We start from the raw sequence: 16,274 nt of genomic DNA on the forward strand, positions 1-16,274 counted from the left end.
AAATTCTAATGAATAATGCGGTATTTTAAGAATTATAAAGTTTTAAATGGATATATAATTAATTTTTACCTTTAATAATTTCAAATAAATAGTACAAATTCTTATTTATAACGCTCAACAAAAACTTCCAATTGTTTGGTTGTGTTGTGTATATATTCTAAATTTGAAGATATTTCTTGTGTTGATGCTGCTTGTTCCTCACTTATTGCTCCTATTGACTCTATTGAGTTATTAATTTCAGAAACAATTTGATTCATTTCATTTAACATACTTTGAATTTTTACTGCTGATTCTTGAGATTGCACAGCCAATTTTCGTATTTCTTTCGCAACCACAGAAAAGCCTCGCCCATGTTCTCCTGCCCTTGCAGCTTCAATGGAAGCATTTAACCCTAACAGGTTAGTTTGAGAAGCTACATTTTTTATAAATTCTAAAATTTGAGTTGTATCTTGATACTTTTTCATTAATTCATGTGCTAATTTTATGGATTGCTGCCCAGAATTTGCAAGTTCCATAGCACTCTGAGCTATCTGTTCAACACTTTCAGATGCATTTTTTGTGGAAGAAGCTAAGTTTGTAACATTGTTTACTAAACTATAACTATCATTTAAATCAATACCTGAACTTAGCGTTCCGATTATCTTACCATCAACTCCATATATTGGAGTAAACACTGTTTTTATTGGTCGACCATATACTTCGGCTGGAATATCATCCAAGGTATCTTTCCCCGTTTTGATACATTCTAAAATAGTACTTATGTCTTTAATTGGTTTACCAGTAGGCAAATCTAATTCAAACTTTCTTGCCCGGTAATATGAAGTGTACTCCTCTAAATTTGTTAATCCCACAGCCATGTCTTCGCGAACAATCCTATTAAGATAAGGAAGAACTAATTTGAAGGCAGCTAGGATTGAATCATTTGTTTGAAATTCATTTAAATCTTGCATTTTAATTTTACCTCCCTAAATTACTTGTTATGATATCATTTTGAAATAATTTTGTTATAATTATAACATATTAGTTTATTTTTCGACACCATAATTTTCATTTTTTTCAATAATTAATTTTCTACTTTAGTTACTACACGTTTTAATCAAATTGCTCTCTTAAAACTTATCTTTTAAATCATTCTCTTTTTGAACTGCGACGTAAAAATGCCGTAAGATTCAATTGAATAATACGGCATTTTTAAGGAATTATTCTATTTTATTATCTGTGACACTTAATAATAATAATAATAATAATAATATACTTTTGCCTCATTAGTACTGTACCCAGTAGCCATCCTTATAACCATTGCAATAGCAATTAGCCAAGTCCACCCCTTCTTATAATATTTACTCATAGATTTAATTTCCAAAATTATTAACGCTTTATGCTATTTTTACGAATATAAGGTTTTAACCAAAATCATACATTTCTTTATGACGTAATTTACAAATATTTAGACATAAGAATGGTTCTATAACTTTGGACGTTAAAAAATATTATGGTTTTTCTATTACAAAAAATAGAAAAAGATACAGATAAATTAGATATACTAATCTTTGTATCTTTTTTTATATTTAAAATTTTTTTAAAAATGTCGTCTCATAAATAGCACTACTACCAAATTTCATTTTATTACTTTGAAAGTCTATGAATTAAATTTTCATTTACTATTCGTATCCACTGTTGATTCAATTGATCCCTCTTACCAAAACCTTGCATAAACTCGGATTGAAAGCTTAATGCTGAATCTTCCTCTTCAATCTGTTCTTGTATCAATGATAGTCATCCTTCAGATACTGGCCTAGTATATAACCAACCTATTGTGCTCTGATCATTGTCTACCCTAATCCAAAAATCCACCTTTCACAAGTATTGCAGGCATTTTTGTGTTTTTTAGTAAATATAAAAAACTTCCATCTTTTACTCCCCCATCTGAAAATGAATCAGGCGTAACATTTAAAATCCCCATTATGTAAGTTCTTTTACCTATTTCAAAATCTACGTTGCCTATTTCATAAACTACCTAGTCTAATATTTTTAGTTGTTTCTTGTTTATTAAAATCAACCCAAGTTAAATGTTTTATAGAGCTTGTAACATTGAGTCCATTGGAATTAGAATTAGCCCTGATATAGAAGCTATCATTGCTACACTATATGTAACTATCAGTGACACGAATGGATTCTAGCCTCAAACTATCAGCTATATTGTATGCTAATATTTCATCTGGTGTTTTTTATTTATTAGAAAATTTTTGTTATTTTAAAATGTGTAATCCTCTCCGTCATCTGGCACTAAAACATTTGAAGACATACTTTTTTCATTAATAAAGCTTTTTAGTTCTTTTCTTGATAATGTCCAATGATTCATAGCTTCCATATGGCTGACAATAATTTTTACGTTAGGGGCGGCTTTATGTACTTCATAGACATCATCTTTTCCCATAATGAGAGAGCCGCCTATCAGGAATTGATTATCTCCACCATTTACAACAATGACTTCTGGTATGTACGTTTCGATTACTTCCTTAACGGCTTTATACCATACAGTATCACCAGCTAGATATAGTGTTTTTTCTTTTGGATGTTTAAAGATTACTCCACATACTTCACCAGCAACTTTTAATATTTCTCCTCTTCCGTGCTCGCCTTTTGTTTTAATTAATTGGATATCTTTAAAAAATGTATTTTTTTGTAAAACATCAACATTTTGAAAACCAGCCTTTCTAACTACTTTTGCATCTTCTTCATTTTGTACAAACATTTTTATACCTTTTGGTAAAATTTCTTTAGCAGCATCATCAAAGTGGTCTAAATGTAGATGAGTGACAATAACAGCATCTACATTTATAATTTCATCAATTGATCTTGGCAAGCTAACTAAAGGATTAAATTGATCTTGTCGTATTGCATCTGGATAGCCCATACCCGGTCCGAAAGGTGGGTAAGTACCCTTATCTGCTAAAACTGGATCAATTAAAAACTTTTTTCCCGCATATTGAACTACTATTGTAGCATTTCGAATTTGTCTAATATTCATAATTACAGCTCCTTTTCTTTTGGTCTATATATACTTTATACTTTATAAAGAGACTTTTACATGGATAAAATCAAGTCTTTTGGCTATATAACTTGAATAATGAAAGTAATTAAAAAATGTTAGATAACTCGGATAAGCGATTCTTAGCCGGATTGTCCCGAAACAATTGTATCACCATGAAAAAGTTTTGCGATTAGCCAGTTAAAGTGATGAGGAGCGTATAATAACTTTAGGGGCATATAAAGAAAACAAAGAAATTATGTTTTATGTTAAAAATTCAGGGGAACAAATACAACATAACGGTTAATGAAGGAGGGATAATACATGCATAATAGTGGTATAAAGATAATGATTATTGATGATGATTTTGGAATAGTTGATTCTATAAATATTTTTCAACTTCTTTCATTATTCAAGTAAAACTACAAAAAGACTTGATTTTATCTATGTATCTGTTCATTGGTAATAGTATAAAATATATGTAAATCAAAGAAAAAAAGAGAGACGCTGGTTTTAAAAATATAGAAATTTAATGTATGTGGCATTTTCTTTAAGCATCCAACTGAAAAAGTTTTATATGTAGCGAAAATACCATATGGTATGAAGGTGGAGGAGAATACACATTTTTAAAAAAACAAAATTTTAGGGACAAATAAAAACATCATTATAATATAAGCCAAAAGTCTATTAGTGAATCAATAATCATATTGGCGGGTGACTTTGTTAATATAAGGCATTAATGACTCCTGAAACTCAAAGCATATCCTCGAAGAAAACAAGTTATTATCTTGCAATACATTGGAAATCTGTTAAAAAGATATTATAAAGACATTCTGATGAATAATGTGTTTAGGAGCTTTTATGAAGCAATTGAACAAACAAAATATGATGTAGTTAAAAAAAACAAAACTTTAAAAACAACATAAAACAGGAATTGTCTCGCTATGGGAATTCCCTGTTTTTGGTTGTTTCGTTAATAATAACAGTTAATTTATAATTTACATAATTGTTTAAGTCTATCAAGAATTTATCTAACAGCTCGTTAGATGGAAATTTGCATTCAAGAAGATAACACCCATCTCCGCTGATTTTATAGTTAAGCATTATATATTCTACTTGTGAGCTTATGAATGACAGATAGGGTTGATGATGCTCGCTTTTCGTATAGATATTTATCATTACGTGAATGGAGTAACCCAATTTCGCTTGATTAACTTTAATAGTATATCCCTCAATAACGCCATTATCCTCTAATTTTGCAACCCTAGTTGAGGCTGCTTGCCCTGTCAAATGAACCTTCTCTCCCAACTCTTTCATAGTGATACGGCTGTTTCGAGACAGTTCCGCTAAAATATGCCTATCCGTGTTATCTAACATTTTTTCAATTCCTTCCACTATTCAATTTATCTTATTACTACAGTAACCTTGAAAACATTCAGTCGCTGAACTAATAATTCGATACATTTGATGCCAATGCTATCATTTCATATTTAATTTGTCAATGCGGTTTAGTATTTCAATTTTTTTAAAACAATCTAAATTGGGTTTTAAATGCAAGGTTATATTACGAAAACTAAAATAAGTGGGCAGACTGGATTACAAGCTCATTAACTTTTCTTGTTATAAGCTGTTCATGTGCACTTGTTATTTCTATACCTTTTAGTTTTTTCGGTGGTATTGGAGGTGCATCTTCATTTGTAACTGGGAACGTAGATTACAAAATTATATTGTATTTTACTTTCCCATTATTGTATTTATACACATATAGATTATAACATTTGACAAAGTCTGATTTCTGAATTATCATTGAGAAAAATAAGCGTCAAAGGAAGTGGAAATCATGGCACATTATAATTTACCCCATGATCATGGGCAGAATATAGATAAGATATTAGATAAGATGCCCCAAATAGAACAATTTCAAGAAGTAGCCACTTCTTTCCAACAACTTGGTGATGGTACGCGTCTGCGTATTCTTTGGCTTTTATGTCACAGCGAAGAGTGCGTCTCCAACATAGCTGCAACCATGGGAATGAGTGATCCTGCTGTTTCACATCATCTACGCATCTTGAGAAATAACGGTTTGATTGTCAGCAGACGTGCCGGGAAAGAAGTCTATTATAAATTATCAGATAATGAGAGGGCAAATTTACTACACAAGACAATGGATACTATGTTTGAAATATCATGTCCAACATATATATGATGCAAACACGTTACTATTGTGTTTTATGGTAACAAGTCTAACTAAAGCAGTAGAAGTAACCTTTATCCGATGTTCAAGTTCGATAAATTTCTTGGAGATGGTGCTCATGATAATAACCCTACTTATGACCTATTAGATGCTTGGAATATAACGGCCATAATTCCTTTAAATAAAAAAGGGTTAGGTAAATTTAAATATGAGCCTCCAATCAAAGTAGATGACGATGGTATCCCAATTTGTATGGACGAAATTCCTATTATTTACGATTACCATGATAAGGGCATCGCCACAGAATTAAGTGGCGATGCCCTTTTTTAAGCTTTTTATATTATAACTAGTAAGTCGTGAACACTTTTTAATGGTTCTACAATCTAACTTCATTTAATTGAAATATTTTCACATTAAGGGTTAGTTTCCGAATTCACTCATATTAAGTTTAAATTATTGGCAGTCAATTACTTTCCTTTAAATTCTAAGTTGTATGTTTGTATTTTATCATATCCCTTAGCAGTAACTGCACTCAAACGAATTATTGTATAATCTGGATCTGTAACTCCACCCGGAAAAAATATTTTCCACATATCATGCCATAGGACCTTTTTTATTTCCATATCAGTTACTATTTCTGCTTCTCCAGTAAGCATAAGACCTCTTTGTTCATCTGCTTTGCAGTAATATAAACATATTTTAGGATTCTCCATTATACTTTTCATCTTAGATGATGATGTATTGGTTGTTACATATGTTACTAAACTAGATTCATTTTCGTCAAACATATTAACCAAGTCTGGATATTGATTAACATTTCTAAGATTTAATAATGCTCTTGTTTCTGGGGCATTATTACTAGTTACCGTTGATAGATATACAACGTCCGCTTTGTTCATTAGATCATTACTTAATTTAATTGCTTGAATATTATTCATTCAATTGCACCACCTTATTTATTTTTGCAAATTGTTATGCAGTAATATTACCTTCAAATATATTACTATATAGAATACTACCATATAGTAATATATCGTGTCAATAGCTATTTAATAAACAAATCTTTAAAAATTCATTTATTAAAAAAATTATGTTTAATATCTAAAATAGAAATTGTTATTGTTATTATAATTAGTCTTGACACAATTACTACCATATAGTAATATCCTAAATAACAGTAATAATATTTATGTTAAATAATATATAAAAAAAGGAATGATATCAGTGTTAAATAATACACAAGGTGGTTTTTTTATTTCACAAATAAAACAAATTAGCGGAAGAATTTTCGAAAAAATACTTGTTAGAAACAAAATAGATGATTTTAATGGTCCTCAAGGAAGAATTTTATACATACTTTGGCAAGAAGATTCAATTCCTATAAAGGAATTATCCAAAAAGACTGGATTGGCATTAACTACACTTACAAGTATGCTTGACCGAATGGAATCAGCAGAGCTCGTCAATAGAACATTCACCAAAACAGATAGAAGAAAAGTTTTGATTGTTTTAACGGAAAAAGCTAAAAAACTAAAAAATAAATATGATGAAGTCTCATCTCAAATGAACGAAATTTATTATGATGGTTTTAGTGATGATGAAATACTACAGCTTGAAAACTATTTATCAAGAATATTAAAAAATTTAAAGCAAAAACAAGAGGAATAAAGCTATGAAAATTTGTGATATAGAAAAACTAATTCGAAGTTTGAATTCTGTAAACGGATGTACAGTAGGCTGTAATTATTGCTATGCAAAGGGAATTAACAATCGTTTTAATATAACACCTAACTAAATAAACTAAAGCAAAAATATTCCCGTTTTTATTAAAGGATATTGTGCAGACATCGTAGGTGAAGAAAATATGATTCAAGAACTTCCAAAAGACTTTCGCAAATAAATTGTTTTGTAAAGGAGAAACTTCCATGATAAAAGAAAATATAAAAGAAGTAAAAAACTATGTATCAAAATCTAATCTCCCTACTTATGATTATGTTATAAATCCTTATGTTGGCTGCCCTCACGCATGTAAATACTGCTATGCAAGCTTTATGAAGAGATTTACAAATCACAATCAAGAAGATTGGGGATCATTTATAGATGTTAAAGTTTGTGATAATAAAATAAATATAAAAAAATTAGAAAATAAGACAGTTTCACTGTCCTCAGTAACTGACTGCTATAACCCTCTAGAAGCTAAATACCAAATCACTAGAGGAATTTTAGAGCAATTTAAAGGTTCAAATGTAATTTTAGGTATTGTTACAAAATCAAAATTAATACTAAGAGATATTGATATTCTAAAACAAATAAAAAATCTTACAGTAGCAATTTCTATTAATACATTAGACGAAGACTTTAAAAATGATATGGATCGTGCTAGTAGTATAAAAGACAGACTAAACACTCTAAAGACACTACACGAAAACGGCATTTATGTTGTGTTATTTATGTCTCCAATATTTCCATACATTACCGATTTTAAAAGCATTATAGAAACAAGTAAAGATTATGTTAATGAGTATTGGTTTGAAAATCTAAATTTAAGAGGGGATTATAAGTATAGAATCCTAAACTATATTGAGGAGAAATATCCTCACTTTATAGACAAGTATAAAGAAATTTATATTAAGAAAGACATGAATTATTGGGAACTTTTATCCAAGGATATTGATATTTATTGTAAAGCAGCTGGAGTAAAGTATGTGAATTTCTTTTATCATGAACAGCTTGTCAAAAATAAGTTAGAAAATAAAAATATCAGAATTAAAAATGATAATGTGTGAAAGGTGTCTGGAGTCCATTAGATGGTTCCTACTCCACTTAAAATAGTATTATTCAAAATTGTATAATACATCAAAGCACCTGCCAATAATAAAGTTATACTGTTTGTCACTGAGCTTAGAAGAATTAATCTGACTATAGTTAGAAACATAAGTCCATAAATTTTCTTTTATTTTAATCACATTTAATCACTCTTCCTTTCTTAAGTAAATTTTTTTATTAGCTACCTTGACTTCTTTTTCTATTGCTGATAAAATCTAATTAACAGCAACTTCAGTGTAGCATCACACTTCTATAAACTCAAGTAGCTGTTAATAATATTTTAACATAAAGGAGTATTACTTTTATGAAATATTCAACCAAACTAAGTCATGCAGTACACATATTAGTTTTTATTAAAATTAATCCAAGTTATGATTTAAGCAGTACAGCTATCGCCAAGAGCATTCAGACAAATCCTGGATGCGTAAGACAAATCATGATGAAATTACGAGAAGCCGGATTATTAAACAGTGTTACTGGGCACGCTAAACCATCGTTAGCAAAAAAAACTGCTGATATCACACTTCTAGATCTCTATCGTGCTGTAGAAGGTACCAAGCCTCTATTGCACCTTGATACGCAAACCAATCCTGATTGTGGTGTGGGTATGAATATTCAGCTTTCATTACAGAAATATTATGATGAAATTCAAGAAACTGCTGAACATAAAATGAAAGAAATCACTTTGGATCATATCATTAACCTATACTATAAAAATGTAGATCAATTCTATATATAATAAACTGAATAATTCTGAATTTCAGTATTTTTAGGAGAATCGAGTAGGAGGAAAACATTTTTTTGTTTTTCGACCTCTCATCCTTTATAACCGACTCTTGTAGTTCTTTTGCCGTTTAGTTAATAGAGAATTGCTGTTTCGACTAGTTGTACATCAATCAGCGGAGCGGTAACTCGAAATATTATATAATACACACGAAAAAGTTGGTAATTTCACAATACAATAATCCATGCTATTATTAATACAACAAGGGTTCATGAACTAATTGTAGTAATAAAATTAGAATGATTTAGATGAAATAGTATACTTTTCAAAACATAAAATGATGTTAAATTCAGGAGGTTATAAAAATGAAAAAAGCTCTTATAGTTATTGATATACAAAATGATTACTTTAAAAATGGAAAATTCCCTCTGTGGAATGCCGAAAATACTTTAAATAATGTGGAAAAAGCTATTGAAAAAGCAACTACTACTAATATCCCAGTAGTTTTAATTCAACATATTGCAGATAGTAGTTCGCCCTTTTTTAATGAAGGCACGGAAGGAGTAGAAATTCATCCAAGAATATTAAAAGCTGCTCCAAATGCAATGAAAGTTATTAAGACCTTTGCAGATAGTTTTCATAAGACTAAATTAGATGAAGTATTATCACAGCTTGAAGTAGAAGAAATTCTTGTATGTGGAATGATGACACAAAATTGTGTTGTTTTTACCGCTATTTCTAAAAATGCAGAAAAATATAGTGTAAAAATACTATCTGACTGCTGCACAACGTTAAATGAGCCTACACACCAAATTGCACTCCAAGGAGTATCAACACGTGTGGAACTATTAAGTTATAATGAGGCTATATAGAAAATTACTAAATTGTATTCTACCGAAAGACTTTTACGGACTTTACACTAAGTGTATGTTAAATATTTTAAAATTCCCTATCTTGCACTATTGAATAGAATAGGTGAACAGTTGTAATTTTTTGCGTAATAAATTACACGTCATATAGTTAATAAAATTTAAGAAAGAGGTGTCATATGGAAACAAAAATAGTAAAGGGAAGTATAGCTTATATAAATGATTGTGAAGATACATTAGTAAATTCTGAACTAGGGATAAAATATTTTCCTAAAAAAGGAAGTGCTAGAACTTCATTAGAAGAAGGATTTGCTAAAGAAGAAATCTACATTGCTATGGATATTAATCAAAATTATAAAGGATTCATATGGATCATTTTTGATGGAATATTTCATTCATTCCCCTATCTGCATATTGTTGCAGTAAACCAAGAAAGTCGTAATCAAGGAATAGGTAAAAACCTATTAAAGTTCTTTGAGGATAGTTGTTTGAAAAACTACAGCAAAATATTTTTAGTAGTTGCAGATTTTAATCCAGATGCAGAAAGACTTTATAAAAAAATTGGTTACATTCAAGTAGGTACTATACCTAGTTTATATATGGAAGGGATAACTGAACATTTAATGATGAAATCAAGAGAAGATAACAAATAACAACATTTTTCTGCTTGAAATAAAAAGCGTTAATTTATATCAACAGATATATTAAATTTTTTTATAGTTAAAAAGGAGTATATAAATATGAATATTAAACAAATTAGAAATGCTACAATAATAATTGAATATGCAGGTAAAAAATTTTTGATTGATCCAATTTTAGCAGACAAAGGTAGTTATCCACCATTCGGACCACGTCTTGGCCTCCCAGATGCACCAAGACAAGACCAAAATAATCCTTTAGTTAACTTGCCAATATCAATTAATGAAGTTATTAATGTCAATGCAGTAATAATAACTCATTTACATCCTGATCACTTTGATGATGCTGCCAAAGAAATCTTACCTAAAGATATGAAAATGTTTGTTCAAGACGAAATAGATGCTAAAGAATTAAAAGATGCTGGCTTTAAAAATATAGAAGTTTTAACTGAAGACACAAGTTTTGAGGATATTAAATTAACTAAAACAAAAGGCCAACATGGAAGCGGTGAAATGCTAAAATCTGCTGGTAACGTATGTGGTATTGTCTTCGAACACTCCACTGAAAAAACTTTATATGTAGCTGGTGATACTATATGGTATGATGGTGTAAAAGAAGAAATTGATACTCATAAACCAGAGGTTATTGTTTTAAATGCTGGACGTAATAAGTTTATTGACTATGATCCAGTAATTATGGGAAAAGAAGATGTTTATGAAGTTCATAGGACTGCTCCTAATGCAAAAATTATTGCTAGCCACATGGAAGCTATAAACCATTGGACATTATCAAGAGAAGAATTAAAGAATTTTGTTAATGAAAAAGGAATATCTTCCAATGTATTGATCCCAGATGATGGAGAAGATTATACATTTTAATATTCCATAAATAATAAAATTAATCCCTGCTAATTTGCTATTCAGCATTGGCAGACTAAAAATAAGGCAGTTCATTTTGCACTGCCTTATAAAATATGTGTTGAGCCTTTTTTATTTATAAACTACCTTCTCTATCTTTTTATTGATTTTTCTATATCTATATATTCCATAAACTATGGGAGTAATTGCTAATATAATGAAATTGCTATAGCTAATAGTCCTATTCCTGTTATTTTTCTCTTCTAGGTTAAGATTATAAATATTTTGAATATTACTTTCTCCCTCCATAAGTTACCTCCAAATGAGTATATTAAATTGAACAAAACCATCCCAAATTATAAATTTGTAATTACATTATATCCAGATATAATCAATAATAATCCAATTAGAAATATATAAAATTTTTCAATTTTTCTTTCCTCTAATCTCAGATTAATTAAGGTACCTATAAACCCTCCAATAACTGCTGAGACACACATAAATGGGATTAAAGATAAATCATATTCAAATAATTTATTTGAAATTATTACACTGCTTAATTTTGATATTTGTGCAAAGAAAATAGTAGCAATTGAATAAATTGTCGCATCCTTAATCGTATAAGAAAACAGAAGCATCAAAAGAGCAACATTTAATGGTCCTCCTCCTATTCCTAAAAAGACTGAAATTGAACCTAAGAAAAAACCAACTAAGAATATAGAAAGGAAATTTTTTAAATGAAAAGATCTAACTTTATCTTTATTTATTGTATAAATTAATATACAAATTAAAATAATTGCAAGTAAAGATGCTTGAATGACTTTAACAACACTATTTTCATAAGAAGAAGCAACTCTATTAAAAACCGCTTCTCCTGCTACTCCCCCGATTAGCGAACCAATAGATATCCATAAAAAAGTCTTTAATTGAAAAATAAAACCATTTTTCAATTGTGTAATTATTGATACAATACTCATGGTAAAAACAGCAACTGATGAGTAAAATCCTATTGCAGCTGCATTATGATAACCAATCATATCAAATAATGGTTTAATTATTACCCCTCCGCCAAGACCAGAAATTGCACCTGAAATGGTGGCAATTAATATAATACTTACATACATTAATATTATCATTACAATTATCCCCTTATTAAAAATACTTAGCGCCATGATTTGAAGCATAAGTGTTTTTTAAATATTTATCCGATAGCTAGCATCCGTAAAACTTACACGTGCACTGTGAACGTGACTATTCCGAGTTTTAAATTTGAAATATCTACTTTTATCAATGTGAGATAACGGCTGCACGCTCCTGGATTAGTTCAACTAAGATTTAGCTGGAATCCTCCACCTAAATCAAGTTTCACTTTATAAAGCTACTTTTACTATTTCAGCACACTTTTCCATTCCTAAGGAATCTACAGTAAATGTATCAGTATTAATACATAAATCATATTCACTCATCTTGCCTCTTTCAATGCTCGAAAATGTACTGTAGTAAATTTTTCTCTGCATAACTTGTCTATCAATGTACTCAGGTGCATCTTTCTTTGGAATTCCAACAACTCTTTCGCATCGGTCTACTTTTTTATCCATATCTTTGCTATAAACATATACATTTAAAAAATCTACCTTACCCCTTAAGACTATATCTGCACCTCTTTCCATAAGAATACAATGACCTTCCTCACCTCAACTATTTTCAAAATAGTATCTGAGTATGCATTATAAATCTTAAGTCCTAAATCAAGTTCATTCAACTGTAAAGTTTCATCAAACTTACTATTTGCAAGTTTTTCATCATATTCACTTAAAACTTTCTCATCAATTCCAGATTCCTTTGCAGTCCTAATCAATAAATCTTCTTCACCATAAAATTTTATTCCAAGCTTTTTTTCTAGTTCCTTTGCTATATATCTCGCTGCACTTGCATACTCACTAGTAAACACTATATATTTTTTTGTCATACCTAATACCTCCTAAAAAATAAACAATTAATTATTTAAGCAGTCTGCATAATTAAATCCATTAAATGAACACCATTTCCCACACCTTGCTTAACACCTCTTAAACAAGAATTACAGTAACAAACTACTCTATCTGTTGTATACTGTGAGCAATGTTCTTCCATAAGCTTTTGCTGCTCTTCTTCAGTACGAAGTTCAAGTTTACCTTCCATCTGCTTTACAAAATAATTTGGAGCAATCTTTATATTACCTTCCTTCATAGGATTATAGCGGAACACACCACAGAACTCAGACTTTTCATAATTTTCTTCAAGCTCTACAATTTCAATATTCATTTTCTTCATAATGTTTCTTACTGCATCATGGAGTGATTTCTTGTCTCCTGCACGCCAACAATCTTGAAGCGTAATTTTTTCACCATGTAAATCTGGCCAAGGGAACTCTTTATCTGAATCTAAGATCCCCCATACGCTGATTTCATTTGCTTCTGGCACAGTTTCCTTAACAATAGCTGAACATGAATGGCATATCGTAACAGCTGTGTCTTGATCAGTCAAACTTTTATGACCTGGACGGCAGCATCCTTCTATCCTCATACCATGTTTTTCTTTTAAATATTCTTTAATTTTCTTACTTCCTTCTTTAGAAGCCATTGTAAAATTACAACTTGGATAATAAACAAACATATAATAACTTCCTTTCTTAATTCAAATAAAATGTTATGATAATATATAAAAAATTATTTAAATTTAATATTTTATTTAAAAAGACTATTTCTTAATTAATATTTTTAAAAAATTAGCGTTAATTCTAAATAACTAAGTAGTATATTAATTACTCTGATTCTAAATCTTCTCCATTGGATTCAATACACTGTTTATACCACTCAAAGGATTTTTTCTTGCTACGATTAAGAGTTCCATTTCCTGCATCATCCATATCTACATAAATGAAACCATAACGTTTTTTCATTTCTCCTGTACTCCAAGATACTAAATCAATACATCCCCATGGAGTATATCCCATTAAATCAACACCATCTAATTCAACTGCATCTTTCATAGCTTTGATATGTTCCTTTAAGTAATCAATTCTATGGTCATCATTAATTGAACCATCAACTTCTACTTGGTCAACAGCTCCAAAACCATTTTCAACTACAAATAATGGAATATTATAGCGTTCATACATTTGGCATAACGAAATACGTAATCCTAGTGGATCAACTGACCAGCCCCAATCCGATACTTCTAGATATGGATTTTTATATGCCATCATATTATTTCCACCTGTCTTTTCTGCATTTTTATCTGTTGTTGATGCCGTAGACATATAGTAGCTAAAGCCAATGTAATCTGCGATACCTTCCTTGATTATTTCATCGTCCCCTTGCTCTTTCTTTATCGTAATTCCTTTTCTTTCAAATTCTTTAATCTTATTAGCAGGGTAATATCCCTTGCATTGAACATCTAGGTAGAATTCTACTTGTCTTTGGAACACTAGATTTTTCATAACATCTTCTGGTTTGCAGGTCATTGGATAGCTAGGAATATAAGCTACCATAGTTCCTATTTTGAAATCTGGATTAATCTCATGACCTAGCTTAACAGCTTTTGCGCTAGCTACAAATAAATGATGAACTGCTTGATATTTAGTCTGATCATCAGTATTGTGTATACCAATATGAACCCAGCATCTAAGAAAATTTATTTCGTTAAACGTCATCCAATGTTTAACTTTATCCTTATACCTATTAAAGATTATTTCGCAGAAGAATACATAATAATCAACTACTTCTCTGCTTGACCATCCGTCATAATTACTATACCAATGTGAATTAGTATTTCCACACCATCATCACCAGTAATTCCAATAGCATGCTTAGTGTCAAACAATGCTGAAACCACACCATCTACTGGGGCATAAACAGCTCCTTCCTCTGGTATAATTGCTACACCTTGACCCATAATACCATCAGCAAAAACTGGATCACTAACTTCTTTAAGATCTACTGTTCTTCCTTTAATAGGAGCATAGATAACACCACTTGAAGCCACATCTATTACCACTTCAGCTTTGTCTCCTGATCCTTTTGTATCTTGCTCTGGTTCGTCTATTCCAAGCATAAAAGAAGCAATAAATGAAACTATAAACGCAATAGCACATCCAATAGCTGCATATATTACATTAGCAAATCCATCTTGTCCAATAAAACTTGGTAATGCAAGTAACCCTGGTGCAACCTGAGCATATCTTCCAACACCCATAACACCTATGAATAGACCAGCAGCACCTCCACCAATCATGGCAGCATATAATGGCTTTTTGAATCTTAAACTAATACCATACATAGCTGGCTCTGTAATACCTAGAACTGCTGTAATCCATACCGAACCTGCAAGTTGTTTTACATCTTTGTTTTTTGCACGTATTGCTACTGCAAGTGAAGCTCCACCTTGAGCAATATTTGAAACCATCATTCCTGGACCTGCTACTGTATCATATCCTGTTGTTGCAAGCATGTTAATTCCAATTGGAATTAATCCATAATGCATTCCAGTCATAACCATTAATGGAGTTAATGCACTTACTAATAGAGGAACAAGCCAGCTAGCATATGCATTTAAGAAAGTAACTCCTGCTCCTAATCCTACGCCTAAGATATTTCCTAATGGACCAATAGCAATTAAAGTTACTGGTGCTACTATCATTAAAGTAAGTAATGGCACACCGAATAATTTAATAGTACCTGGAATAATTTTATCTGCCAATCTCTCAACATAAGACATAAACCAAACAGCTAAAATAATAGGAACAACTGAGGATCCATAAGAAACCAAGGAAACTGGTAACCCTAAAAGCTGTAATCCTTCTCCTGCTTTTTTCGCATTAGCCACCATTGTAGTAAATGTTGGATGTAATAATACACCACCAATAGCCATTGCCGCATATTCGTTACATTTAAATTTCTTTGCAGCAGAATCTGCTAGTAATATTGGTAAAAAGTAGAAAGCAGTATCACCAATATAGTTTATAAATTGGTATGTGCTTGATTTAGAAGAAAGCCATCCAAGTGCAACTGCTATAGCCATTACAGCTTTTAACATACCAGCACCAGTTAGTGCGGGAACAATTGGAAAGAATATACCCGCCATCGTATCTAAG

At 30.5% G+C, this 16,274-nt stretch carries 22 protein-coding genes and 1 pseudogene; 9 read left to right on the forward strand and 14 right to left on the reverse strand.

What is annotated here, in order from left to right; genetic code table 11:
* Positions 1-101: 101 nt before the first annotated feature.
* The 6 genes from A7L45_RS15580 to A7L45_RS15590 form a co-directional block, all read right to left on the reverse strand.
* Positions 102-950, reverse strand: coding sequence for a methyl-accepting chemotaxis protein (locus A7L45_RS15580; RefSeq protein ID WP_071613651.1), 849 nt, complete (start codon positions 948-950; stop codon positions 102-104).
* A gap of 275 nt (positions 951-1,225) precedes the next feature.
* A complete protein-coding gene (locus A7L45_RS24105; protein WP_257786550.1) occupies positions 1,226-1,348 on the reverse strand; it encodes a hypothetical protein in 123 nt (40 codons plus the stop codon).
* Between the two features lie 278 nt (positions 1,349-1,626).
* Entirely contained in the window at positions 1,627-1,770 is a 144-nt protein-coding gene (locus A7L45_RS23315) for a hypothetical protein (protein WP_169829607.1), read from the reverse strand.
* Positions 1,771-1,837: 67 nt separating this feature from the next.
* Positions 1,838-1,963, reverse strand: a complete 126-nt coding sequence (locus A7L45_RS24305) for a hypothetical protein (protein WP_373687596.1) — start codon at positions 1,961-1,963, stop codon at positions 1,838-1,840.
* A gap of 291 nt (positions 1,964-2,254) precedes the next feature.
* Positions 2,255-3,031: an MBL fold metallo-hydrolase gene (locus A7L45_RS15585; protein WP_071613652.1), complete on the reverse strand. Its 777-nt coding sequence runs from the start codon at positions 3,029-3,031 to the stop codon at positions 2,255-2,257.
* Positions 3,032-3,973: 942 nt separating this feature from the next.
* A complete protein-coding gene (locus A7L45_RS15590; RefSeq protein ID WP_269466333.1) occupies positions 3,974-4,426 on the reverse strand; it encodes an Lrp/AsnC family transcriptional regulator in 453 nt (150 codons plus the stop codon).
* 445 nt (positions 4,427-4,871) lie between these two features.
* Between A7L45_RS15590 and A7L45_RS15595 the strand changes: the two genes are divergently transcribed.
* A complete protein-coding gene (locus A7L45_RS15595; RefSeq protein ID WP_071613654.1) occupies positions 4,872-5,237 on the forward strand; it encodes an ArsR/SmtB family transcription factor in 366 nt (121 codons plus the stop codon).
* A 69-nt stretch (positions 5,238-5,306) separates the two neighbouring features.
* Positions 5,307-5,555: a hypothetical protein gene (locus A7L45_RS15600; protein ID WP_071613655.1), complete on the forward strand. Its 249-nt coding sequence runs from the start codon at positions 5,307-5,309 to the stop codon at positions 5,553-5,555.
* Positions 5,556-5,692: 137 nt separating this feature from the next.
* Here A7L45_RS15600 and A7L45_RS15605 read toward each other — a convergent pair whose 3' ends face one another.
* Entirely contained in the window at positions 5,693-6,163 is a 471-nt protein-coding gene (locus A7L45_RS15605; RefSeq protein WP_071613656.1) for a pyridoxamine 5'-phosphate oxidase family protein, read from the reverse strand.
* A 286-nt stretch (positions 6,164-6,449) separates the two neighbouring features.
* On the opposite strand from A7L45_RS15605, the gene A7L45_RS15610 reads away from it, so the two are divergent.
* The 7 genes from A7L45_RS15610 to A7L45_RS15635 all read left to right on the forward strand — a co-directional run bounded on the left by A7L45_RS15610 (position 6,450) and on the right by A7L45_RS15635 (position 11,161).
* Positions 6,450-6,893 (forward strand): MarR family transcriptional regulator, encoded by a 444-nt coding sequence (locus tag A7L45_RS15610; RefSeq protein ID WP_224616895.1) that lies wholly within the window; start codon positions 6,450-6,452, stop codon positions 6,891-6,893.
* A 4-nt stretch (positions 6,894-6,897) separates the two neighbouring features.
* Positions 6,898-7,020 carry a hypothetical protein gene (locus tag A7L45_RS24110; RefSeq protein WP_257786551.1) on the forward strand — a complete coding sequence of 41 codons (123 nt, stop codon included), beginning with the start codon at positions 6,898-6,900 and terminating at the stop codon, positions 7,018-7,020.
* Between the two features lie 130 nt (positions 7,021-7,150).
* Entirely contained in the window at positions 7,151-8,011 is an 861-nt protein-coding gene (locus A7L45_RS15615; protein ID WP_071613658.1) for a radical SAM protein, read from the forward strand.
* A gap of 344 nt (positions 8,012-8,355) precedes the next feature.
* Positions 8,356-8,790: an Rrf2 family transcriptional regulator gene (locus tag A7L45_RS15620; RefSeq protein ID WP_071613659.1), complete on the forward strand. Its 435-nt coding sequence runs from the start codon at positions 8,356-8,358 to the stop codon at positions 8,788-8,790.
* A 350-nt stretch (positions 8,791-9,140) separates the two neighbouring features.
* Positions 9,141-9,647: a cysteine hydrolase family protein gene (locus A7L45_RS15625; protein WP_071613660.1), complete on the forward strand. Its 507-nt coding sequence runs from the start codon at positions 9,141-9,143 to the stop codon at positions 9,645-9,647.
* Between the two features lie 176 nt (positions 9,648-9,823).
* A complete protein-coding gene (locus tag A7L45_RS15630; RefSeq protein WP_071613661.1) occupies positions 9,824-10,297 on the forward strand; it encodes a GNAT family N-acetyltransferase in 474 nt (157 codons plus the stop codon).
* 87 nt (positions 10,298-10,384) lie between these two features.
* Positions 10,385-11,161 (forward strand): MBL fold metallo-hydrolase, encoded by a 777-nt coding sequence (locus tag A7L45_RS15635; RefSeq protein ID WP_071613662.1) that lies wholly within the window; start codon positions 10,385-10,387, stop codon positions 11,159-11,161.
* Positions 11,162-11,272: 111 nt separating this feature from the next.
* Here A7L45_RS15635 and A7L45_RS23320 read toward each other — a convergent pair whose 3' ends face one another.
* The 7 genes and pseudogenes from A7L45_RS23320 to A7L45_RS22920 all read right to left on the reverse strand — a co-directional run bounded on the left by A7L45_RS23320 (position 11,273) and on the right by A7L45_RS22920 (position 16,264).
* Positions 11,273-11,449: a hypothetical protein gene (locus A7L45_RS23320; protein ID WP_169829608.1), complete on the reverse strand. Its 177-nt coding sequence runs from the start codon at positions 11,447-11,449 to the stop codon at positions 11,273-11,275.
* 47 nt (positions 11,450-11,496) lie between these two features.
* On the reverse strand, positions 11,497-12,276 hold the full coding sequence (locus A7L45_RS15640) for a sulfite exporter TauE/SafE family protein (RefSeq protein ID WP_071613663.1): 780 nt from the start codon (positions 12,274-12,276) through the stop codon (positions 11,497-11,499).
* 234 nt (positions 12,277-12,510) lie between these two features.
* Positions 12,511-12,810, reverse strand: a complete 300-nt coding sequence (locus A7L45_RS15645) for a cytidylate kinase-like family protein (RefSeq protein ID WP_071613664.1) — start codon at positions 12,808-12,810, stop codon at positions 12,511-12,513.
* A complete protein-coding gene (locus A7L45_RS15650) occupies positions 12,789-13,109 on the reverse strand; it encodes a cytidylate kinase family protein (RefSeq protein WP_071613665.1) in 321 nt (106 codons plus the stop codon). Before A7L45_RS15650 ends, A7L45_RS15645 begins: the two co-directional genes overlap by 22 nt.
* A gap of 35 nt (positions 13,110-13,144) precedes the next feature.
* On the reverse strand, positions 13,145-13,795 hold the full coding sequence (locus tag A7L45_RS15655) for a hypothetical protein (protein ID WP_071613666.1): 651 nt from the start codon (positions 13,793-13,795) through the stop codon (positions 13,145-13,147).
* Positions 13,796-13,943: 148 nt separating this feature from the next.
* Positions 13,944-14,927: pseudogene (locus A7L45_RS15660) on the reverse strand (glycoside hydrolase family 1 protein); the annotation flags it as partial.
* Positions 14,900-16,264 carry a PTS transporter subunit EIIC gene (locus tag A7L45_RS22920; protein ID WP_263496362.1) on the reverse strand — a complete coding sequence of 455 codons (1,365 nt, stop codon included), beginning with the start codon at positions 16,262-16,264 and terminating at the stop codon, positions 14,900-14,902. The pseudogene A7L45_RS15660 and the gene A7L45_RS22920, both read right to left, overlap by 28 nt.
* Positions 16,265-16,274 lie beyond the last annotated feature (10 nt).

It is taken from the genome of Clostridium estertheticum subsp. estertheticum (assembly GCF_001877035.1).
Lineage (GTDB): Bacteria > Bacillota > Clostridia > Clostridiales > Clostridiaceae > Clostridium_AD > Clostridium_AD estertheticum.